The following is a 21,193-nucleotide window of genomic DNA, read 5'->3' as shown; positions in this document are numbered from 1 at the left end:
CCTGCTGCGCGAACGCCGCTTCGCACCGTTTTTCTGGGTGCAGTTCTCCGGCGCGCTGAACGACAACCTCTTCAAGGTCGGCTTTACGTCGGTCGTCACCTATCAATCGGTGCTGTTCGGCGTGGGCAACGCGGGCGCGGCCGCGTTCCTGATCGCCGCCATTTTCGTGGTGCCCTTTCTGTTGTTCTCGGCCACGGCGGGACAACTCGCGGACAAATACGACAAGGCCGTGCTGATGCGTGCGGTCAAGACGCTGGAGATCGGCATCATGATGCTGGCCAGCGCCGGTTTCCTGCTGCACAGCGCCCGCCTGTTGTACGTCGGCATTTTCCTGATGGGTCTGCATTCGACGCTGTTCGGTCCCGCGAAGTACGCGTACCTGCCCGAGCATCTCGCACCCGCCGAACTCGTTGCCGGCAACGGCCTGGTGGAAATGGGCACCTTCATCTCGATTCTGCTCGGGACCTTGATCGGCGGGATGGTGGCGAGCGGTGGCGCCGGCGGCCCGATGGTGGCGGTCCTGTGCCTCGCCTGCGCGCTGATCGGGCGGGTGGTATCGGCGTGGATTCCGTCTTCCGCGCCAGCCGCGCCGGGCTTGCGGATCAACTGGAATCCCGTCTCCGAAACCTGGCGCAACCTCGTGCTGGCGTTCGAGGACCGTACCATCTTCGTCGGCCTGATCGGCATTTCCTGGCTCTGGTTCGTCGGCGCGGTCCTGCTCACCTCCTTTTTTCCGTTTGCACGCGATGTGCTGGCGGCGGGTCCCTCGGTCGTCACGTTGCTGCTCGCGACCTTCACCGTGGGGATCGGCGCCGGCTCGATGCTGTGCGGGCGCTTCGGTTCCGCGCGCCGCGTGCTCGGCCTCGTGCCGGTCGGCGGCATCGGCATGACGGTGTTCGCCGTCGATCTCTATCTCGCATGCCGGTCGCTGCCGCCGCGGCCGGCAACGATGGAACCGGGCGCGCTGTATGCCGTGGCCGGCTTCGTCCGCCAGAGCGGCCACTGGCGCATTCTCGTCGATCTGTCGTTGCTGGCGGTGGCCGGCGGCCTGTACAGCGTGCCGCTCTATGCGTTGATACAGGAGCGCAGCCAACCGAGCCACCGCGCGCGCATCATCGCCGCGAACAATATCCTCAATGCGCTGTTCATGGTGGCGTCGTCGCTGCTGGCGCTCGGGTTGGGCGCGCTGGGCGGATCGATCCCGCTCCTGTTCCTGACGGTCGGCCTGCTCAACGCCCTGATGATCGGCGGTCTGTGTCTGTGCGCGCCGCAGTTTCTGCGGCAATCGCGGGGTCTGGTCAGCGATTTCGTGCATTCGCGTGCCAGGCGGTAAAATGCCGGCTTTACGATAGCGAAGGCGGGGCCCCCATGTCTGGAAACACCCTCGGAAAACTGTTCACCGTCACCTCGTTCGGGGAATCCCATGGTCCCGCGATCGGCTGCGTCGTCGACGGCTGCCCGCCCGGGATGGCGCTCGCCGAAGCGGACGTCCAGCAGGAACTCGACCGGCGCCGCCCGGGAACTTCGCGGCATGTCACGCAACGCCAGGAAGCCGATCGGGTCGAAATCCTCTCCGGTGTGTTCGAAGGCCGCACCACCGGCGCGCCGATCGCGCTGCTGATTCGCAACACCGATCAGCGCAGCAAGGACTACGGCAACATCGTCGAGACCTTCCGCCCGGGTCACGCCGATTACACCTACTGGCAGAAATACGGCATCCGCGACCATCGCGGCGGCGGACGTTCGTCGGCGCGGCTCACCGCCCCGCTGGTGGCCGCCGGCGCCGTGGCGAAGAAATGGCTGCGCGAGCAGCTCGGCACCGAGGTGCGCGCGTATATGCGCGCGCTGGGCGAAATCGACATTCCCTTCGAGGATTGGGCGGCCGTGCAGCAGAACCCGTTCTTCGCGCCGAACGCGGGCATCGTGCCGCGGCTCGAGGCGTATATGGACGATCTGCGGCGCAGCGGCGATTCCATCGGCGCGCGGATCGACGTGGTGGCCAGCGGCGTGCCGGCAGGCTGGGGCGAGCCCTTGTTCGACCGCATCGACGCGGATCTGGCGCATGCGCTGATGGGCATCAACGCGGTGAAGGGCGTGGAGATCGGCGCGGGCTTCGATAGCGTGCGGCAACGCGGGTCCGAGCACGGCGACGAACTGACGCCCGCGGGCTTCGTCGGCAATCACGCGGGCGGCGTGCTGGGCGGCATCACCACCGGACAGGACATCACCGCGTCGATCGCCATCAAGCCGACCTCGAGCATCCGCGTGGCGCGGCGCTCGATCGACAAGCAGGGGAACGCGGCGGATGTCGAGACCTTCGGCCGCCATGACCCCTGTGTGGGCATTCGCGCGACGCCGATCGCCGAAGCGGCGGTGGCCCTGGTGCTGATCGACCATGCGTTGCGGCATCGCGCGCAGTGCGGCGACGTCCGCACCGATACGCCGCGGATCGCCGCGCGTGCGCCCGACTGACGCACGGCGGCGGGCAGTGCGGCGCGCCGTGCCTCACATATTCGGATAGTTCGGCCCGCCCCCGCCTTCCGGGGCGACCCAGACGATGTTCTGGGTCGGGTCCTTGATGTCGCAGGTCTTGCAGTGCACGCAATTCTGCGCATTGATCTGCAGCCGGTCCTGGCCGGCGTCGTCCTTGACGAATTCGTACACCGCCGCCGGGCAGTACCGGCCCTCGGGCCCCGCGTACTCGCGCAGGTTCACGTTCACCGGCACCGCCGGGTCCTTCAGCGTGAGATGCGGCGGCTGGTTCTCGGCATGGTTCGTATTCGACAGAAACACGGACGACAGGCGGTCGAACGTGAGCTTGCCGTCCGGCTTGGGATACGCGATCGGTGCGTACTGCGATGCCGGGCGCAGCGTCTCGTGGTCCGCGTGCGCGTGGTGCAGCGTCCAGGGCACCTTGCCGCCGAGCTTCTGCTCGATCCACACCATCGGCGAGCCGATCACCAGACCCTTGCTCATCCACTGCTTGAAGTTGCGCGCCCGGTGCAGTTCCTCGTGCAGCCAGGAGGCCTTGAAGGCGTGCGGATAGGCATCGAGCTTGTCGTGGCCGCGGCCCGCCTGCAATGCCTCGAACGCCGCTTCGGCGGCGAGCGCGCCGGTCTTGATCGCGCCGTGACTGCCCTTGATGCGCGAGGCATTGAGAAAGCCCGCCTCGCAGCCGATCAGCGCGCCGCCCGGGAATACCAGTTCCGGCAACGATACCAGCCCGCCTGCGGCGATCGCGCGCGCGCCGTACGAAACCCGCTTGCCGCCTTCCAGGAAATGCCGGATCGCCGGATGCGTCTTGTAGCGCTGGAATTCCTCGAACGGCGAGAGATAGGGGTTGCTGTAGCCCAGACCCAGCACGAAGCCGACCGCCACCTGGCGCTCGCTCATGTGGTACAGGAAGGAGCCGCCATAGGTAATGTTGTCGAGCGGCCAGCCGGCGGTATGGATCACGAGGCCGGGCTGATGCTTCGCCGGATCGATTTCCCATAGTTCCTTGATGCCCAGACCGTAGACCTGCGGATCGTGGCCGTCGCGCAGACGAAAACGCGCTTCCAGCTGCCGGCCGAGCTGGCCGCGCGCGCCTTCGGCGAAAAGGGTGTAGCGGGCCTGCAGCGCCATGCCCAGCTGGAACTCGCCGGTGGGCGCGCCGTCCTTGCCGATACCCAGGTTGCCCGTCGCCACGCCGCCCACCGAACCGTCGTCGCGGTACAGGACCTCGGTTGCCGCGAACCCCGGGAAGATGTCGACGCCCAGTCCCTCGGCCTGCTGTCCGAGCCAGCGCGCGACATTGCCCAGGCTGATTACATAATTGCCGTGATTTTTGAAGCTTGCCGGCAGCAGCCATTCGGGCGTCTGCCGCTGGCCCTGCTCGGTCAGGAACAGGAATCGGTCCTCGGTGACCGGCGTGTCGAGCGGCGCGCCGAGCGCTTTCCAGTCCGGGATCAGTTCGTCGAGCGCGCGGGGATCCATGACCGCGCCGGAGAGGATGTGGGCGCCGATCTCCGAGCCTTTCTCGAGCACGCACACGCTCAGTTCGACCCCCTTGGCGTTCGCCAGCTGCTTCAGACGGATCGCGGCCGACAGACCGGCGGGGCCGCCACCGACGACGACCACATCGTATTCCATCGCTTCGCGCGGGCCATATTGTTCGAGCAGGCTGGGGGACGTCATCCGGTATTCTCCGTTCTCGTTCTATCTGTGGGCGCCATTGTCGGGGAACGTCAACATGGTCGCAACCGGTCAATCGACATTCATGGGACACGCGCACACCGCGCCTATGCCGCGCCCATGCCGCCGTGACTGCCGCGGCAGGGCATGCCGGGGCCGCGTGCGGGTCTTTTCGCGGGTCTTTTCGCGTGTCGTATCGGGCATGTTACTTTAATGTGGAAGCCGCCGCGGCGTGGGCACGTGGGCGGCGCGGGCCAGCGTGGCGGCCCCTTGCCGAGGAACCGTTGAATGAACGAATACCAGGAAGTGTTTCGCAGCACGATGCCGATACGGTGGGGGGACATGGACGCGTTCGGCCATGTGAACAACACCGTGTATTTTCGCTATGTCGAACAGTTGCGGATCGACTGGCTGGAAGCGTCCGCCGTGCCGATGCGCGCCGGGCAGGGCCCGGTGATCGTGACCGCCAGCATGAATTTCCGCAAGCAGCTGCACTATCCGGGGCAGGTACTGTGCGTGATGTCGGCGAAGGCGCCGGGACGCAGCAGCATCGATACGCTCTATGAACTGCGCCGCAGCGACGACCCCGACGTGGTCTACGCCGACGGCGGCGCACGTATCGTCTGGGTCGACTATGCGGCGGGCAAGTCCGTCAGTCTGCCGGACGTCCTGCGCGCGTTGCTGCCGCGCTCCTGAACGATGGCCTGTCGGACAACAAGGTTTTTTCCATTGATCGACGATGTCCGCGCGCGGGTCGCTTAAAATAGCCCGTTCTATTGTCACTTACGGAAAAACCGCATGTCGATCGTCCGTCATCATATCGGGGCGCGCCTGTCCGAGGCCGCCATTTTCAACCGGACCGTCTATCTCGCCGGCCAGATCGCCGAGGACACGTCGGCCGATACCGAAGCGCAGGCCACGGAAGTGCTCGGCCATATCGACCGTCTGCTTGCCGAGGCCAACAGCGACAAGACGCGTCTGCTGTCGGTGCAGATCTTCCTGTCGGACATGGCGAATTTCGATGCGCTGAATCGCGCCTGGGACCGATGGGCGGCCGCGGGGCATACGCCGCCGCGCGCCACGGTCGAGGCGAAACTGGCCAATCCGGCCTGTCTGGTCGAAGTCGTCGTCGTGGCGGCGCAGCGCGACTGAGCGTTTGATCGCCGGTCCGCCGGGCTGCCGCAGCGGCGGATCAAGATCGTGAGAAGTGCCGTCCGGGGCCCTGCCGAGGCGCGCGTCCCGGAACGTTGAAAGACATTGAAGTCATGGACACTGGTACTGAATCCCCGTCGCCGCGCGATGCGTCCGGCCCCGCCGTGACGCCGTCCGCGCCAGCGCGCCTGCCGTCCGCGGCGACGTCCGGTTTCCCGGGCGCGAGCCCCGTCGCCGCCGACGGTGCCGGCCAGGCCGTGCCGGGCGCGGCCGGCAGCCAGGTCTTCGACGCCGCGGTCGCCTTCGTGCACGCGGCGGCTGGCGACGCGAGGATGAAATCGGGCGAATCGGTCGTCGAACATGCGCTGGGGACCGCGCGGCTGCTCGGCGCGCTCGACGCGGATCCGCCCTCGATGCTCGCCGCGGTCCTGTTCCCGGTGAGCGCGCAGCCGGCGGAGATCGAGCGCGTCGTCGGCGAGCGTTATGGGGCCGAAGTCAACAAGCTGATCGCCGACGTGCGCAAGCTCTCGCAACTGGGCGTGGTCGGCGTGCGTGCCGCGGACGCCCATGCCGCGGGCGATCGCGACGCGAGCGCGCTGCGCCGCGCGCATGTCGAATCGCTGCGCAAATTGCTGCTCGCCTTCGCGCAGGACATCCGCGTCGTGCTGGTGCGCTTCGCCTCGCGGCTGCAGACGCTGCGCTATCACGCATCGGTCAAGACCTCGCCCGCCGCCGAGGTGGCGCGCGAGACGCTGGAAATCTACGCCCCGCTCGCGAACCGTCTGGGCATCTGGCAATTGAAGTGGGAACTGGAGGACCTCGCGTTCCGCTTCGAGGACCCGGACACCTATCGACGCATCGCGCGGCTGCTCGACGAGAAACGCGTCGAGCGCGAGGCCTATGTCGCCGCGGCGATCGCGCGCCTGCAGAACGAACTGGCCGCGGCGGACATTCCGGCGGAGGTCAGCGGCCGGCCAAAGCATATCTACAGCATCTGGCGCAAGATGCGCGGCAAGGACCTCGATTTCTCCGAACTCTACGATGTGCGGGCGTTTCGCGTCATCGTCGGCGACGTCAAGGACTGCTATACCGTGCTCGGTATCGTCCATAACATCTGGCAGCCGATTCCCCGGGAATTCGACGACTATATTTCGCGGCCCAAGCCGAACGGCTATAAATCGCTGCACACCGTGGTCATCGGCGACGACGGGCGCGCGTTCGAGGTGCAGATCCGTACGCGCGAAATGCACGAGTTCGCCGAATACGGCGTCGCCGCGCACTGGCGCTACAAGGAAGCCGGCGCCCGCGGTTATGCGGGGCAGTTCGCGGCCGACGACAGCTACGACGAAAAGATCGCCTGGCTACGACAACTGCTCGCGTGGAAGGATGAATTGGCGAGTGCATCGCCGGGAGCGCCGGGGACGCCCGGATGGGTGCCGGCGAATGGCACCCATCCGCTCGACGCCGGCGGGGGCAGTCACAGCGCGTGGGACCAGCTCAAGCAAACCGCGCTCGACGACCACATCTACGTGCTGACGCCCCAGGCGCGCGTCATTGCGCTGCCGCAGGGTTCCACCGCGATCGATTTCGCCTATCACCTGCATACCGATCTGGGCCACCGCTGCCGCGGAGCCCGCGTCGACGGCGCGATGGTGCCGCTGAACACGCCGCTGCGCAACGGGCAGACCGTCGACATCATCGCCGTCAAGCAGGGCGGGCCCTCGCGCGACTGGCTGAATCCGAATCTGGGATATCTGCAGAGCCCGCGCGGGCGGCAGAAGGTGCGCACCTGGTTCAATGCGCTGGAATTGCAGGAAAGCGTCTCGAACGGCCGGGCGATGGTCGAAAAGACCCTGCAGCGCGAAGGCAAGACCTCCGTCAGTCTCGACGATCTCGCCGCCAAGCTCGGCTTCAAGACGCCGGAAGCGCTGTTCCTCGTGGTGGGCAAGGAAGAGTTCAGCCTGCGCGCCATCGAGCAGGTATTGGCGGACCCGCCGCCGCCGGCCGATGCCCTGCCCGAGATCGTGGCCAGGTCCAGCAGCGGGCGCAGCGTCGCCAGCGGGGCGTCGAGTGGCGTGCTGGTGGCGGGCGAGGGTGCCTTGCTGACGCAGCTCGCGCGCTGCTGCCGCCCGGCGCCGCCCGATCCGGTCGCCGGCTTCGTCACGCGCGGCAAGGGCGTGTCGATCCATCGGCGCGACTGCGCGACCTTCCGCCGGATGGCCAGCGAATCGCCCGAGCGCGTGCTCGAGACGGCCTGGTCGGACGATGCGCTCGGTCAGCGGGGCGACACGGTGTATCCGGTCGACCTGATGATCGAAGCCTTCGACCGCCAGGGACTGCTGCGCGACATCTCCGATATTTTCGCGCGGGAGAAAATCAATGTGGTGGGGGTGCAGACGGTATCGAAACGCAACCTCGCCTATATGCATTTCACGATCGAAGTGAAAAATTCGGCGCAGGCACAGCGTGCGGTGGTTGTATTGAGCGAAATTCAGGGTATGATACGTGCCTCGCGTCGGTAGTGAAGCGGACGACGGGAGAAAGGCAGGGGGCGTGACGATGCGCCGCCGGTGCCATCCGAAGCGGTACGCGCTGTGCGGCGCGGCTGATCCGGGTTTCACCGTAAAAAACCTTGCGCTTTCTGATTATCGGTATATAATCATTGCTTCTTTAGGCTCGTAGCTCAGTTGGTTAGAGCACCACCTTGACATGGTGGGGGTCGTTGGTTCGAATCCAATCGAGCCTACCAACGAATAAGTACGTGCAGTAATCAGTAGTTGTTGCGACAGGCAAACGGGGAAACGAGATGTTCCTGCGAACTTTGACCGGTACCACTAAGGCTTCCTAGTCGGGACCGGTTCGGGTTTTCGTTTGGCTTGTTGCGAAAATAAATGCGGCCCTCGAAGGGGTCGCATTTTTTTTTGTCTTTTTGCTTTTCGTTCTGTCGCCCGCGTTCTCATGCGATGCATGCGGCGCGGCAGGACGGATTCCGTATTTTGGATGCGCGTCGCGTGTCCGTCTTGATCAACGCCGATAGCGGCGGTTGGAGAGCAGCATGATTTCGGTACGGTTGCCAGATGGTTCGGTACGACAGTTCGACCACCCGGTCACGGTCGCGGAAGTGGCGGCGTCGATCGGCCCCGGTCTCGCCAAGGCGGCGCTGGGCGGCAAGATCGACGGCGTGGAAGTGGATACCTCCACCCTGATCGAGCACGACGCCTCGCTGGCGATCATCACCGACAAGGATGCGGCGGGCGTGGACCTGGTACGGCACTCCACGGCACATCTGCTGGCGCATGCGGTCAAGGATCTGTTCCCCGAAGCGCAGGTGACGATCGGACCGGTCATCGACAACGGCTTCTACTACGACTTCGCCTACCATCGGCCCTTCACGCCGGACGACCTCGCGCGCATCGAGAAACGCATGCAGGAAATCGCCAGGAAGGACGAGCCGGTATCGCGCCGCGTGGTGTCGCGCGACGAAGCGGTGGCATTTTTCGCGGGTATCGGCGAGAAGTACAAGGCCGAGCTGATCGCCGCGATTCCGTCCGACGAACCGATCAAGCTTTACACGCACGGCGGCTTCACCGATCTGTGCCGCGGCCCGCACGTGCCGAGCACGGGCAGGCTGAAGGTCTTCAAGCTGATGAAGGTGGCGGGCGCCTACTGGCGCGGCGATTCCCGCAACGAGCAGCTGCAGCGCATCTACGGCACCGCCTGGACGCGCAAGGAGGACCAGGAAGCCTACCTGCACATGCTCGAGGAAGCGGAAAAGCGCGATCATCGCAAGCTGGGCAAGCAGCTCGACCTGTTCCATCTGCAGGAAGAGGCGCCGGGCATGGTGTTCTGGCACCCGAAGGGCTGGGCCATCTGGCAGGCGGTCGAGCAGTACGTGCGCGCGCGCCTCTCGCAGGTGGGATACAGCGAGATCAAGACGCCGATGGTGATGGACAAGTCCCTGTGGGAGCGCTCCGGGCACTGGGCGAACTATCGCGAGAACATGTTCATCACGGAGTCGGAGAAGCGCGAATACGCGATCAAGCCGATGAATTGCCCCGGGCATATCCAGGTATTCAACCAGGGCCTGCGGTCGTATCGCGATCTGCCGCTGCGCTACGCCGAATTCGGCTCGTGCCATCGCAACGAACCGTCCGGCGCGCTGCATGGCCTGATGCGGGTGCGCGGTTTCGTGCAGGACGATGCACACATTTTCTGTACCGACGACCAGTTCATCGCGGAAGCGATCGCCTTCAACACGCTGGCGATGAGCATGTACAAGGATTTCGGCTTCAATGACATCGCGATCAAGCTGTCGCTGCGCCCGGAGAAGCGCGCCGGCGAAGACGCGAACTGGGACCGGGCCGAGCAGGGGCTGCGCGACGCGCTGACCGCGTGCGGGCTGGAATGGGAGGAACTGCCGGGCGAGGGCGCCTTCTATGGTCCGAAGATCGAATATCATTTGAAGGACGCGATCGGCCGGTCCTGGCAGTGCGGCACGTTGCAGCTCGATTTCGTGCTGCCCGAGCGGCTGGACGCCGAGTACGTCGGCGAGGACAACGCACGTGCCCGGCCCGTCATGCTGCATCGTGCGATACTGGGTTCGCTCGAGCGTTTCATCGGCATGTTGATCGAGAATCACGCCGGCGCGATGCCCGCCTGGCTGGCGCCGGTGCAGGTGGTGGTGCTCAATATCACCGCCGCGCAGGCGGACTATGCGCAGAGTGTTGTCCAAACGTTGCAAAAACAAGGGCTTAGGGTCGAGTCCGATTTGCGCAATGAGAAGATAAGTTATAAAATACGAGAACACACGTTGCAGAAGATTCCTTACCTCATCGTCGTTGGGGAAAAGGAGCGTGACTCGCAGACCGTCGCCGTTCGCGAACGCGGCAACGTCGACCTGGGCTCGATGCCCGTCGACGCACTGGTGGAGCGTCTCCAGAACGAGATCCGCACCTACCGGTAACCGCCCGAATACGTCGGAAAATCAATGAATTAAGGGGAAACCTAACATCGCTACGGACAAATCGTCGCATCGCATCAACGGTGAAATTACCGCACCCGAGGTGCGCCTGGTCGGGCTTGAAGGCGAAGCCCTGGGTATCGCGAAACTGCAGGATGCGTTTCGCATGGCGGAGCAGTCGGACGTCGATCTCGTAGAGATCGCGCCGCACGCCGCACCGCCGGTCTGCCGTTTGATGGATTACGGCAAATTCAAGTACCAGGAATCGAAGAAGGCGCACGAAGCCAAGTTGAAACAGAAGATCGTCCAGGTCAAGGAAGTCAAGTTCCGGCCCGGTACGGACGACGGCGACTATGGCGTCAAGCTGCGCAACCTCCAACGCTTTCTCGACGAAGGTGACAAGGCCAAGATCACGCTGCGGTTCCGCGGCCGTGAAATGGCCCACCAGGAAATCGGAATGCGGGTGCTTGAACGCCTCAAGACCGATCTGGACGAATACGGTCAGGTCGAGCAGATGCCGAAGATGGAAGGCCGCCAGATGGTGATGGTGCTGGGGCCGAAGAAAAAGAAGTAAACCGCCGCTCAGGCGCAGGTCAACGGGATGCAGGGGTTCGCCTCGCGCATCCGGCGTCCGCGGGGGAGCAGGGTGCGAAGGCGGGGATGGTGTCATCCGCGCCTTCGCGAAAATAAGTGATCACGGGTTTTGCAAGGACGGCGAGAGCCGGACACCTGGGGTCATGCCATGAAGTCGGAGTAGTTGTCATGCCGAAGATGAAGACGAAGAAAAGCGCGTCGAAGCGCTTTGTCGTGCGTCCGGGCGGTACCGTGAAACGCGGTCAAGCCTTCAAGCGCCACATCCTGACCAAGAAGACGACGAAGAACAAGCGTCAACTTCGCGGTACCGTGGGCATTCACGCATCGGACATGAGTTCCGTGCGCGCGATGCTGCCGTTCGCTTAACCCCACCTACTTCCGGAGCATTCCATGCCTAGAGTAAAACGCGGGGTCACAGCACGGGCCCGTCACAAGAAGATCATTGTCAAGGCCAAGGGTTTCCGCGGCCGCCGCAATAACGTCTATCGCATCGCCAAGCAGGCGGTCATGCGCGCAGGCCAGTACGCCTATCGCGATCGCCGCAACAAGAAGCGGGTGTTCCGCGCATTGTGGATCGCCCGTATCAATGCCGCTTCGCGCGAGCACGGCGTGACGTACAGCGTGTTCATGAACGGCCTGAAGAAGGCGCAGATCGAGCTGGACCGCAAGGTCCTGTCCGACATGGCGATCTTCGACAAGCCGGCATTCGCGGCAATCGTGGCGCGGGTGAAGGAAGTCCACGCAGCGTAAGTCGTGACCGGTGGCGGGCGGAGCGGATGCTCAACGCTTGCCGCCGGTGATGCAGGATCGCGATTTTGCCATCTGCATGCATGAAGATGGCAGCAGTGAGGGGCTCGACTGAGCCCCTTTTTCGTTGGCACATCCGCCCGGCGGATGATCAGAATGGAACCCCATGGACCTGGACCAGATTGTCGCGGTCGCACTCGACGGCTTCGCGGCCTGCACCGATGCGGTAGCGCTTGAAAACGAAAAGGCCAAGTATCTTGGTAAGGCCGGCAGGCTGACCGAACTGTTGAAGGGCCTGGGCAAGCTCGATCCGGAAACCCGCAAGAGCGAAGGGGCCCGGATCAATGCGGTGAAACAGGCCATCGAAACCGGCCTGAACGCCCGTCGCCAGGCGCTGGCGGACGTCTTGATGAACCAGCGGCTCGCCGCTGAAGCGATCGACGTCACGCTGCCGGGGCGCCGCGCGTCCACCGGCACCCTGCACCCGGTGATGCAGACGCGCGAGCGCGTCGAACGCATCTTCGCGTCGATCGGTTTCGATGTGGCCGATGGCCCCGAGATCGAGAACGACTGGTTCAACTTCTCCGCGCTGAACAGCCCGGAAAACCATCCCGCGCGATCGATGCAGGACACCTTCTACGTCGACATCGACGACGGCGAGGGGCGCCCGCTGTTGCTGCGCACGCATACCAGCCCGATGCAGGTGCGCTATGCGCGCACGCACCAGCCGCCGGTCAAGGTGATCGTGCCGGGCCGTACCTACCGTGTCGACAGCGATGCGACGCACTCGCCGATGTTCAATCAGGTCGAAGGCCTGTGGATCGACGAGAACGTCAGCTTCGCCGATTTGAAAGGCGTGTACACCGACTTTCTGCACCAGTTCTTCGAACGCGACGACATCGTCGTGCGGTTCCGGCCGTCGTACTTCCCGTTCACCGAGCCGTCCGCCGAAATCGACATGATGTTCGAAGGTGGCGCGAACGCCGGCAAATGGCTGGAAATTTCCGGCGCGGGTCAGGTCCACCCGACGGTGATCCGCAACATGGGGCTCGACCCCGAGCGTTTCATCGGTTTCGCGTTCGGCAGCGGCCTGGAGCGTCTGACGATGCTGCGTTACGGCGTACAGGACCTGCGCCCGTTCTTCGAGAACGACCTGCGCTTCCTGAAGCAGTTCGCCTGATCGTCCTTCCGAATCTGTCGCCGCGCGGTGCGCCCTGAAGCGCGTCGAGGCGCCTCGAGGCGCACCGCGGCCCAGGCCGCTTCCGAGCGGTCCGTCATTTTAAAGAATTCAAGATGCAATTCTCCGAATCCTGGCTGAGAAGCTTTGTGAATCCGCCGCTGTCGAGCGATGCGCTCGCGCATGCGTTGACCATGGCGGGCATCGAAGTCGAAGGCGTCGTGCCGGCCGCGCCGGCGTTCACGCAGATCGTCGTCGGCCATGTCCTCGACGTCGCCAAGCACCCGAACGCCGACCGCCTGAACGTCTGCCAGGTAGACGTCGGCGCGGCCGCACCGCTGACGATCGTCTGCGGCGCCCCGAACGTCGCGCCCGGCATCAAGGTGCCGACCGCCCTCGTCGGCGCGGAGTTGCAGCCGTCCGAACCCGGCGGCGAGCCGTTTCGCATCAAGCTCGGCAAGCTGCGCGGCGTGGAAAGCGCCGGCATGCTGTGCTCGGCGCGCGAACTCAAGCTGTCGGAGGACCATGGTGGCCTGCTGATCCTGGGCGACGATGCGCCCGTGGGCACCGATATCCGTGAACTGCTCGACCTCGACGATCGAATCTTCGAGGTCAAGCTCACGCCGAACAAGGCCGACTGTTTGTCGGTCTATGGGATCGCCCGCGAACTGGCGGCGATCACCGGCGCACCGTTGCAGCCGGTCGTCTTCACGCCCGTACCCGTGTCGCTCCCCGCCGGAGTCGACGCCACGCAGGGCGGCGCGCACGTGCCCGTCGCGATCAGCGCCCCGGATCTGTGCGGCCGTTTTTCCGGGCGCGTGATCCGCGGCGTGAACGCACGCGCGAAAACGCCCGACTGGATGGTGCGCCGTCTCGAACGCTCGGGTCAGCGCAGCCTCTCGGCGCTGGTCGACATCTCCAACTATGTGATGCTCGAACTCGGACGGCCCACGCACGTCTTCGATCTCGACAAGCTCCACGGCGGCATCGACGTGCGCTGGGGCCGTGCCGGCGAGCAGCTCACGCTTCTCAACGGCACCACGATCGACATCGACGCACAGGTCGGCGTGATCGCCGACGCGACCGGGATCGAAAGCCTGGCCGGCATCATGGGCGGCGCGAGCACCGCGGTCAGCCTCGACACCACCAACGTGTACGTCGAAGCCGCATTCTGGTGGCCGGACAGCGTTCGCGGCCGCGCGCGCCGCTACAACTTCTCCACCGATGCCGCGCACCGGTTCGAGCGCGGCGTCGACTATGCGACCACCGTCGAGCATCTGGAACGCATCACCCGTCTGCTCATCGACATCTGCGGCGGCGAAGCGGGCGCGATCGACGACCAGATCGTCAACCTGCCGGTCCGCGAGCCGGTGCGCATGCGCGTCTCGCGCGCCTCCCGCGTCATCGGCGTGCCGATCGCCGCGGCCGATGTCGCCGACGTCTTCACGCGGCTCGGTCTGCCGTTCGAGCAGCAGGACGACGTCTTCCTGGTCACCGCGCCCTCGTATCGCTTCGATATCGAAATCGAAGAGGATCTGATCGAGGAAGTCGCCCGCATCTACGGTTTCGAGAAGATTCCCGCACGCCCGCCGGTGGCGCCCAGCCGCATGCGCGGCACCGACGAGACGCGGCGTTCGATCCACGACATCCGTCACCGCATCGCCGCGCGCGATTACGCCGAAACCATCAATTTCGGTTTCGTCGACGCTGCCTGGGAAGCCGACTTCGGCCAAACCGACGGCGCCATGGCGCCCGCGCCGATCAAACTGTTGAACCCGATCGCCAGCCAGTTGTCCGTGATGCGCAGCAGCCTGATCGGCAGTCTGGTCGACGTGCTGCGCAACAACCTGAACCGGCGCGCCGAACGCGTTCGCATCTTCGAAGTGGGGCGCGTCTTCGTCCGGGATGCCACCGTTCCGGCCAGCGAGATGACCATCGCCGGCATCGCCCAGCCCGTGCGGCTCGCCGCGCTCGCCTACGGCACCGTCGCCGACGAGCAGTGGGCCGAGACCACGCGCGCGGTCGACTATTTCGACGTGAAGGGCGACCTCGAAGCGCTGTTCGCACCGCGCGTGGCCCGTTTCATCGGTGCCGCGCATGCCGCGTTTCACCCGGGACGCAGCGCGCGCATCGAGCTCGACGGCAAGGTCGTGGGCTGGCTGGGTGAATTGCATCCGCGCTGGCAGCAGAAGTACGAACTGCCGCGCGCGCCCGTTCTGTTCGAAGTGGACGCCGACGCGCTTGCCGAAAGAGGCCTCCCCGAACCGTTCGCCGTGTCCAAGTTTCCGCCCGTTCGCCGTGACATCGCGGTCGTGGTCGCACGCGATGTCGATGCGCAATCGCTGCTCGACACACTGGAGGAAACGCGTCGCGAAGCCGCTTGCCAAATCGTGCAACGTATTGCTTTATTTGATGAATTTCGTCCTGATGGCGAGCGTAGCGGGGGCCTGGCGGCCACCGAGAAAAGCCTTGCTTTCAGAATAAGCTTGCAAGATACTGGCGGGACGCTTCAGGAAAACGCGGTCGAATTGGCTGTCCAAACCCTTGTTGATCGTCTGGCTCGATCGTATGGCGCCCGGCTCCGCTGATGATGGCGAGACCACAGTCCAGCAAGCCAACCGACGCCAGTTTCCCAATATGAACGAAATGGATTCGAGTGAATTTCAGGCCTTGGTCTCGGCGCAGCGAAGTTCGCTGACGCGCGAGCCGGCCGCCGCCGCCGTGCCGGCATCGACGGAAACGCCGACGCTGACAAAAGCCGAACTGGCCGAGCTTCTGTTCGACAATGTCGGACTTAACAAGCGCGAAGCGAAGGACATGGTCGAAGCGTTTTTCGACGTCCTGCGCGGCGCGCTTGAAAGCGGAGAGTGCGTCAAGCTTTCCGGTTTCGGCAACTTCCAGTTGCGGGACAAACCACAGCGTCCGGGGCGCAATCCCAAGACGGGCGAAGCGATCCCCATTGCCGCGCGCCGCGTGGTGACCTTTCATGCGAGCCAGAAACTCAAGGGGCTCGTCGAGGGCGGCGCGACGAAGACATCGTTTTTTCGTTGAGGCGAGTGTGGCGTGAACCCTGACATCGCGATCGAGTGAAGATGGAAAAAGCCGCACCCTCTGCCTTGCCTCCCATTCCCGCGAAACGCTACTTCACGATCGGCGAAGTCAGCGAGTTGTGCGGCGTCAAACCGCATGTCCTGCGGTATTGGGAGCAGGAGTTCACGCAGTTGAAGCCCGTCAAGCGACGCGGCAATCGCCGGTATTATCAGCACCACGAAGTACTGCTGATACGACGTATCCGCGATCTGCTCTACGAGCAGGGCTTCACGATCAACGGTGCGCGCAACAAACTCGCAGGGCAAGGCGCGGCGCATGCTGCGAACGAGGCGGCAGGGGTGGATGGGGAGGCTGAAGGCCGGGAAGCCGTCGACCTGGCCGCGCTGCGGAGCGAGATCGTCGAGGTGTTGATGGGACTGGGCGCGGGGGAGCACACGGAGGCGGATGCCGGCTCGCGGGAAGAGTATGCGAAACCGCTGCGGCAAGGCGACGATCAACATGCGTGAATAGGGCGCGATGGCCTTGTCTACATCGCTGTCGTTCTGATATACTTTCGTTCTTTCGGGGCGTAGCGCAGCCTGGTAGCGTACCTGCATGGGGTGCAGGTGGTCGGAGGTTCAAATCCTCTCGCCCCGACCAGATTTAAGCCAACATAATCATATGGTTATGTTGGCTTTTTCCGTTTCTGAGGTAGCGCTTTCGGAAGAGTTATTGGAAGTTCTCCAATATTGGCGATCCGGGCCGTCCTGATGCCCCCATTCGAAGACCCTTTCGCCCCGCTACTTTCCAGCCGGGAGCGACCTAGCATTCGGTCTCTCGTGAGTGTAAAGCTGCATCAGCACCTCACTGAGAAAAGACGTCGACATGGCACGTTGGAACATCTCTGTCTCGTCGGATATCGACACAATGGTTCGGACGTTCCTCGCAGATCGAGGGGAAGGGGAGAGCGCCGACCTCTCGCGCTTCGTCGAAGAAGCGACTCGCGCGCGGATCTTTGAATTGACCGCCTCCCAAGCGAAGGAGGCGATGTCAGGGTTGGACGAGGCGGAGACAAATGCACTGATCGGTGAGGCGCTGGATTGGGCGCGCAGCTCAGAAGAGCCGGCCGCGAACAAACGGTAGCGAATGAATGCCGTACTGCTGGATTGACCTACGATATTTCACCAAGTCGTTGCGCCATTCTGGTTTGCCAACCCGGCCCCGTCGCGCGCCACTTTTCCAATACATCCGCCGATAGCCGAAGAGAAATCGATTTCTTAGGATTTTCCAGCCGGGGTCTGCCTCCTTTTTTCAAAGTGGCGCGGGCGAGCATATCCTCTGTCAATTCGGGCAGTTCGCCATATTCCGTCTCCGCGATAACATGCGCATCGACACGCGCAAGGTCGGAGTTAAAACTTTCCTGCAAGGGCTCTTTGTTCGCGTTCATTTGCTTTCCTCATGCTGAAAATATGGCGTACCGCACCGCGTTGGACATAACCGACAACCACAAGTCGATCACGTAAGTGACCAAAGCAGAGGATGCGCGTCTCGCCGTAGTCCCAACGGTCGTCAACGATCTCAACCGTACAGCCTTCGAACACCAGGGGCGCATCCAAGAAATCCAAGCCACGGCTCGCCAGGGTTGCAGCGCGTTTCGGCTCATCGTACGTCAGTTTCATAGGTTATTGTATATACGAAAACAGAAGGGTGCAAGTTTTCGATCTGCCACCAAGGTCATGCGTTAGACGTGGAGGGCAGATCAAGTTTTACCGTCGAGACTGGGATATCGCGTGATTTGATATACCCCGCAGTCGTTGCACGGTCCGCGTGCGCCCCCGCAATCTGCAAGGCATCCAGGTCATACCCTTGCCGCTTCGCGTCAGTCATGGCTTTGGCGCGAATGTCCTTCACGGTATAGGGTCGGTCTTCCAGTCCTGCGCGACGTTTGCCATCACGCCAAGCATCGCGGCACGCGGCGTCGGTCTTAGGCTGTCCATGGTGATCGTGAATGACATACTCGCTATGCACTCCTATGGATTTAGCTCGATCGAAAACACTCGCTATTGATGGAATGATGGGCCAATCAACCGCTTCCCCGGTGGATGACGCTGTTTTGCTCGGTACGAAGTGAATAACGCCTTTCCTGTAGTCCACTTGGCTCCAGCGCAGATGACGAATCTCAGTAGAGCGCTGGCAAGTCAAATAGCAGAGATCCACGAAAACTTGCATCATTGCCCCTGTCGGGACTGTTGCATTCATCGACTTCTCGACGCCGTTTACCCGTTTTGTATAGACGTACATTCCCAATGCTTGGCGAATCGCCATGAAATCATGATCGGTGATGTAAACACGTCGGATCTTTGGTTTCGTAATGCTGACCTCGCGACACGGATTGACGATTGCATAGCGCCGTACGACGGCCCAAGAGAAAAATTTCGACATCCAGCCGTGCATCGCTTGTAGGGAAGAGAGCTTCTCGCCCCAATTCTGACGAAGGAAATCGTCGATGGCTCCAGCATCCACCTGTTCGATATCCCAGTGCGCGAATGCGGTCCGCACGCACTCGCCACGTCTGATCCATTCCTTTCGGAATGAGTCGGCATAGCGAGCCTGATGATCTGTCATGTAGATCTGAACCAATCGCGGCAGGCTACCGGTGCTAACGTCGACTTCGATTTTTCGCTTCTCCTCAGCGAGTCGAGCAAGCATCCGAGTTTCGCCTTCCGCCTCTCGAGAAAGCTTGATCCATTTTTGATCCGTCGTGCGCACCCACCAGAATGAATTAGAGCGTTTGTAGACTCGGTTGGGCAGTCCTTCTGCCTGTTTGCGACGGCGCCCCCTCACGCGCTTCTCCTCAGCGGTATCAGCGCCGGACGTTCGGCCGCAAACCCGCCCGGTACCAAGCCGACGCGTTTGGCTTGGAGAGCTTCGAACGTCGCCCAGGTGAGAATGATGCGACCATCGGCGCGTTGAACCGGTGACAGCCCAAACTGTCGTTGGAACCACCGCATTTGCGCGCTGCAAACCTTAAAGCCGGTCACGTCCCGCAAGTCCTGCTCGCTCATCAGTCGAGGATTCACACTCATGATGCATGCTCCCTTGTTGCCAACCAAAAACACCCTAACTCCTGGTTCCAATACGTCTGGCAGCGGTCCAGGCTGGCCCCGGCATCGAGAGCCGCATCAAAGGCCAGCAAAAGAGCCTTGCCGGGGTTGTTCGACGTGATATGGGCGATGGAGTGCTGCTCGGGTATCTCGACGCCCTTGCTTGTCCAATAGCGCTTCTCGTTGAGCTGGTGTTCGCCGAAGTCTTTCGTGATGTACTTGCTCAGGTAGGCGGCGAGCTTGTGTCGTAGGCCCTTTTCGCGGTACGGGTTGCGCACGTCGACATTGCCGTTGTCCTGGCCGACAATGCTGTGCCAGATGGCACGCAGGACGCGGTAGTTCTCACGCCCCTTCACGGCGATATGCAGGTGCCACGCGCCGCGTTTCTGGCGCTCCGCGACGGCGACGTAGTGGAACAGTTGCAGCTTGCCCAGGCGACGGCGTAGAGCGTCGAAATGGCGCTTCAGCGTGGCCTTGTCCTGCATGTTCTCGCGATAGGTAAGGGTGATCATGCGATCTGCTCCAATTGCTTTGCAGCGCAAGCGGACTTGCTGCTTTGCTCGCCTTGCCGCGTCCATCAAGTTGTCGTCCGTGTTTTCCGATTCGCCGCGCTTGGCTTTGGGGCGCAGCATCATGCCTTGCGCGCCGATGTAGCGGTCCGAGCGCACGGCGGTGACTTCGACCACGCCATCACCGAAGTTGCGGCCTCGAATCAGCCACTCGGTGCGAAACGGCGAAAAATTGCATATACTTTGCTCAAGCATCTCGACCTCTATTCGTGGTGCTGTTTCACTAAGCCCCGGCCGCTGCAACGGTTCGGGGCTTTTTCATTCGCAAACCTAACTTTTACAATGACTTGCGGTGCCGTTGACCTGCCGCATACGTTAAGTGTCCCTGTTATAAATCTAATCGCTGCTATATTGACTATAATTTATGAAGCGATATCTTTATATGCCAAATAATCCTAGATCAAATGGACCTTGATTTTTTGGGAAAAGTTACATTGCTTTAGCGCAGCCTGCACAAAACCAATGCTGCATTTGCTGACATACGGCTTCCTAAGAACGGATCCCAAAACCTCAGCATTGACGTTCAATGAACCGGATGCATATCACGGCGCATGCGATTTTGAGCAGAGAATAGTGGGTGTCCAGCCGGCGTTCGAAGCGGATGCGCAGCTTGGCAATTCCTGCAAATCAGGCGCGTGCGCTCAACGACCCAACGTGTCGGCCCAGCTTTTCGCGGCTTTCCACACCGCGTCTGGCAATGCGTGACTGGATGCCACGTCGGTGCAGATAGGCACGGCACCTACGGTAGTCGTACCCTTTGTCAGCATGCAACTTCACAGGTCGGCACGCCGGCCGCCCTGGCAAGCCGGGTACCGAAGGCATCACATTCAGAGTCGATTCGAAGACCATCGAATCATGCATATTCGCGCCGCTGACGGTCACGGCCAGCGGTATGCCCTGTCTATCTACAACGAGATGGCGTTTGCTGCCGAGCTTGCCTCGGTCAGTCGGGTTCGGGCCAGTTTTTTGCCCCCCCGGGGGCTTGCCACTGCGGCACCGTCGATGCTGCAGCGGCTCCAATCGATTTGATCGTACTCGCGCAAACGCTGCAGCAAGCATTGATGCAACCGTTCCCTGAACTGGCCAGCCTTTCGTAGACATCTTCGAGCCATAATCTATGGCAACCGAGGAGGTCAGTATGAGCGGCAAGCGATACACGGATGAGTTCAAGATCGAGGCAGTCAAACAAGTCACCGAGCGAGGTCATTCGGTAGCGGATGTAGCACAGCGATTGGGCATTACGACGCACAGCCTTTATGCTTGGCGAGCAAAGTTCGAGAAGCCCGATGTCGTGCGCCAAGCGGAGTTGGACCAGAGTGCCGAGGTGCGGCGACTGAAGACCGAGCTCAAGCGTATAACCGAGGAGCGTGACATTTTAAAAAAAGCCGCGGCACGTTCAACGGGTCGTTGCAACACCTTCCTATTAATATCGAATAAGGGAGGGTTGACGAATGGCACAAATGGGACGGCCTGGTTTGCCGATAGAAGGCAAGGCGGAAGTGTGGCGGCGGTGGCGGGCAGGTGAATCGTTTCTCGGCATCGGACGGGCGCTAGGCAAGCCAGCGGGATCAATTTACGGCGTGATCCGGCTATGCGGAGGATATACCCCTGCTGCGCGTAAGCGATCGTCGTGGGCATTGACATTGAGTGAACGTGAAGAGATCTCGCGCAGCGTCTCAGCCGGGCT

General features: G+C 62.6%; 19 protein-coding genes, 2 tRNA genes and 4 pseudogenes. 18 read left to right on the top strand and 7 right to left on the bottom strand.

Translation table 11 applies throughout. From position 1 onward, the window contains the following. Window position 1: 1 nt before the first annotated feature. Window positions 2-1,279, top strand: a pseudogene (locus OVY01_RS14845) (MFS transporter); the annotation flags it as partial. Window positions 1,280-1,368: 89 nt separating this feature from the next. Further along, the gene (gene aroC / locus OVY01_RS14840; RefSeq protein ID WP_267848364.1) at window positions 1,369-2,472 is read left to right on the top strand and encodes a chorismate synthase; all 1,104 of its coding nucleotides are present in this window, start codon (window positions 1,369-1,371) and stop codon (window positions 2,470-2,472) included. Between the two features lie 33 nt (window positions 2,473-2,505). On the opposite strand, the gene OVY01_RS14835 is transcribed toward aroC, so the two are convergent. Then, a complete protein-coding gene (locus tag OVY01_RS14835; protein ID WP_267848363.1) occupies window positions 2,506-4,176 on the bottom strand; it encodes an electron transfer flavoprotein-ubiquinone oxidoreductase in 1,671 nt (556 codons plus the stop codon). Window positions 4,177-4,461: 285 nt separating this feature from the next. On the opposite strand from OVY01_RS14835, the gene OVY01_RS14830 reads away from it, so the two are divergent. The 14 genes from OVY01_RS14830 (at window position 4,462) to OVY01_RS14765 (ending at window position 16,976) form a co-directional block, all read left to right on the top strand. Continuing rightward, window positions 4,462-4,869, top strand: a complete 408-nt coding sequence (locus OVY01_RS14830) for an acyl-CoA thioesterase (RefSeq protein WP_267848362.1) — start codon at window positions 4,462-4,464, stop codon at window positions 4,867-4,869. Between the two features lie 102 nt (window positions 4,870-4,971). Beyond that, window positions 4,972-5,325, top strand: a complete 354-nt coding sequence (locus OVY01_RS14825) for a RidA family protein (RefSeq protein ID WP_267848361.1) — start codon at window positions 4,972-4,974, stop codon at window positions 5,323-5,325. A gap of 113 nt (window positions 5,326-5,438) precedes the next feature. Beyond that, window positions 5,439-7,847 (top strand): RelA/SpoT family protein, encoded by a 2,409-nt coding sequence (locus OVY01_RS14820; RefSeq protein ID WP_267848360.1) that lies wholly within the window; start codon window positions 5,439-5,441, stop codon window positions 7,845-7,847. A 150-nt stretch (window positions 7,848-7,997) separates the two neighbouring features. Then, a tRNA-Val gene (locus tag OVY01_RS14815) sits at window positions 7,998-8,074 on the top strand. Window positions 8,075-8,380: 306 nt separating this feature from the next. After that, window positions 8,381-10,288 (top strand): threonine--tRNA ligase, encoded by a 1,908-nt coding sequence (thrS, locus tag OVY01_RS14810; RefSeq protein WP_267848359.1) that lies wholly within the window; start codon window positions 8,381-8,383, stop codon window positions 10,286-10,288. 28 nt (window positions 10,289-10,316) lie between these two features. Beyond that, a complete protein-coding gene (gene infC / locus OVY01_RS14805; RefSeq protein WP_267848570.1) occupies window positions 10,317-10,859 on the top strand; it encodes a translation initiation factor IF-3 in 543 nt (180 codons plus the stop codon). A 188-nt stretch (window positions 10,860-11,047) separates the two neighbouring features. After that, window positions 11,048-11,245, top strand: a complete 198-nt coding sequence (rpmI, locus tag OVY01_RS14800; RefSeq protein ID WP_267848358.1) for a 50S ribosomal protein L35 — start codon at window positions 11,048-11,050, stop codon at window positions 11,243-11,245. A gap of 24 nt (window positions 11,246-11,269) precedes the next feature. Beyond that, complete coding sequence (rplT, locus tag OVY01_RS14795; protein WP_267848357.1) at window positions 11,270-11,629, top strand: 50S ribosomal protein L20; 360 nt, start codon at window positions 11,270-11,272, stop codon at window positions 11,627-11,629. Between the two features lie 163 nt (window positions 11,630-11,792). Next, a complete protein-coding gene (pheS, locus tag OVY01_RS14790; RefSeq protein WP_267848356.1) occupies window positions 11,793-12,806 on the top strand; it encodes a phenylalanine--tRNA ligase subunit alpha in 1,014 nt (337 codons plus the stop codon). Between the two features lie 113 nt (window positions 12,807-12,919). After that, window positions 12,920-15,391, top strand: coding sequence for a phenylalanine--tRNA ligase subunit beta (gene pheT / locus OVY01_RS14785; RefSeq protein WP_267848355.1), 2,472 nt, complete (start codon window positions 12,920-12,922; stop codon window positions 15,389-15,391). 49 nt (window positions 15,392-15,440) lie between these two features. Continuing rightward, entirely contained in the window at window positions 15,441-15,854 is a 414-nt protein-coding gene (locus OVY01_RS14780) for an integration host factor subunit alpha (RefSeq protein ID WP_267848569.1), read from the top strand. Window positions 15,855-15,895: 41 nt separating this feature from the next. Further along, window positions 15,896-16,360: a MerR family transcriptional regulator gene (locus OVY01_RS14775; protein WP_267848354.1), complete on the top strand. Its 465-nt coding sequence runs from the start codon at window positions 15,896-15,898 to the stop codon at window positions 16,358-16,360. Window positions 16,361-16,416: 56 nt separating this feature from the next. Beyond that, a tRNA-Pro gene (locus tag OVY01_RS14770) sits at window positions 16,417-16,493 on the top strand. Window positions 16,494-16,718: 225 nt separating this feature from the next. Then, window positions 16,719-16,976, top strand: coding sequence for a ribbon-helix-helix domain-containing protein (locus OVY01_RS14765; protein WP_267848353.1), 258 nt, complete (start codon window positions 16,719-16,721; stop codon window positions 16,974-16,976). Window positions 16,977-17,004: 28 nt separating this feature from the next. Here OVY01_RS14765 and OVY01_RS14760 read toward each other — a convergent pair whose 3' ends face one another. From OVY01_RS14760 to OVY01_RS14735, 6 genes and pseudogenes are all read right to left on the bottom strand, one after another. After that, on the bottom strand, window positions 17,005-17,280 hold the full coding sequence (locus OVY01_RS14760; RefSeq protein WP_267848352.1) for a BrnA antitoxin family protein: 276 nt from the start codon (window positions 17,278-17,280) through the stop codon (window positions 17,005-17,007). Then, window positions 17,243-17,512: a BrnT family toxin gene (locus tag OVY01_RS14755; RefSeq protein WP_267848351.1), complete on the bottom strand. Its 270-nt coding sequence runs from the start codon at window positions 17,510-17,512 to the stop codon at window positions 17,243-17,245. The genes OVY01_RS14760 and OVY01_RS14755 overlap by 38 nt, the downstream gene beginning before the upstream one ends. A gap of 55 nt (window positions 17,513-17,567) precedes the next feature. After that, entirely contained in the window at window positions 17,568-18,677 is a 1,110-nt protein-coding gene (locus OVY01_RS14750) for a tyrosine-type recombinase/integrase (protein ID WP_267848350.1), read from the bottom strand. Further along, window positions 18,674-18,919 carry a DUF4224 domain-containing protein gene (locus tag OVY01_RS14745; protein ID WP_267848349.1) on the bottom strand — a complete coding sequence of 82 codons (246 nt, stop codon included), beginning with the start codon at window positions 18,917-18,919 and terminating at the stop codon, window positions 18,674-18,676. The genes OVY01_RS14750 and OVY01_RS14745 overlap by 4 nt, the downstream gene beginning before the upstream one ends. After that, window positions 18,916-19,701, bottom strand: a complete 786-nt coding sequence (locus OVY01_RS14740; RefSeq protein WP_267848348.1) for a rolling circle replication-associated protein — start codon at window positions 19,699-19,701, stop codon at window positions 18,916-18,918. Before OVY01_RS14740 ends, OVY01_RS14745 begins: the two co-directional genes overlap by 4 nt. 315 nt (window positions 19,702-20,016) lie before the next feature. Next, window positions 20,017-20,579: pseudogene (locus OVY01_RS14735) on the bottom strand (IS5 family transposase); the annotation flags it as partial. 65 nt (window positions 20,580-20,644) lie between these two features. On the opposite strand from OVY01_RS14735, the pseudogene OVY01_RS14730 reads away from it, so the two are divergent. Further along, window positions 20,645-20,890: pseudogene (locus tag OVY01_RS14730) on the top strand (transposase); the annotation flags it as partial. Between the two features lie 67 nt (window positions 20,891-20,957). Continuing rightward, window positions 20,958-21,193, top strand: a pseudogene (locus OVY01_RS23325) (IS30 family transposase); the annotation flags it as partial.

Origin of the sequence: Robbsia betulipollinis, assembly GCF_026624755.1 — a bacterium.
Taxonomy (GTDB): domain Bacteria; phylum Pseudomonadota; class Gammaproteobacteria; order Burkholderiales; family Burkholderiaceae; genus Robbsia; species Robbsia betulipollinis.
Note: the sequence above shows the minus strand (reverse complement) of the source record. Positions and strands in the feature narration are given on the sequence as shown.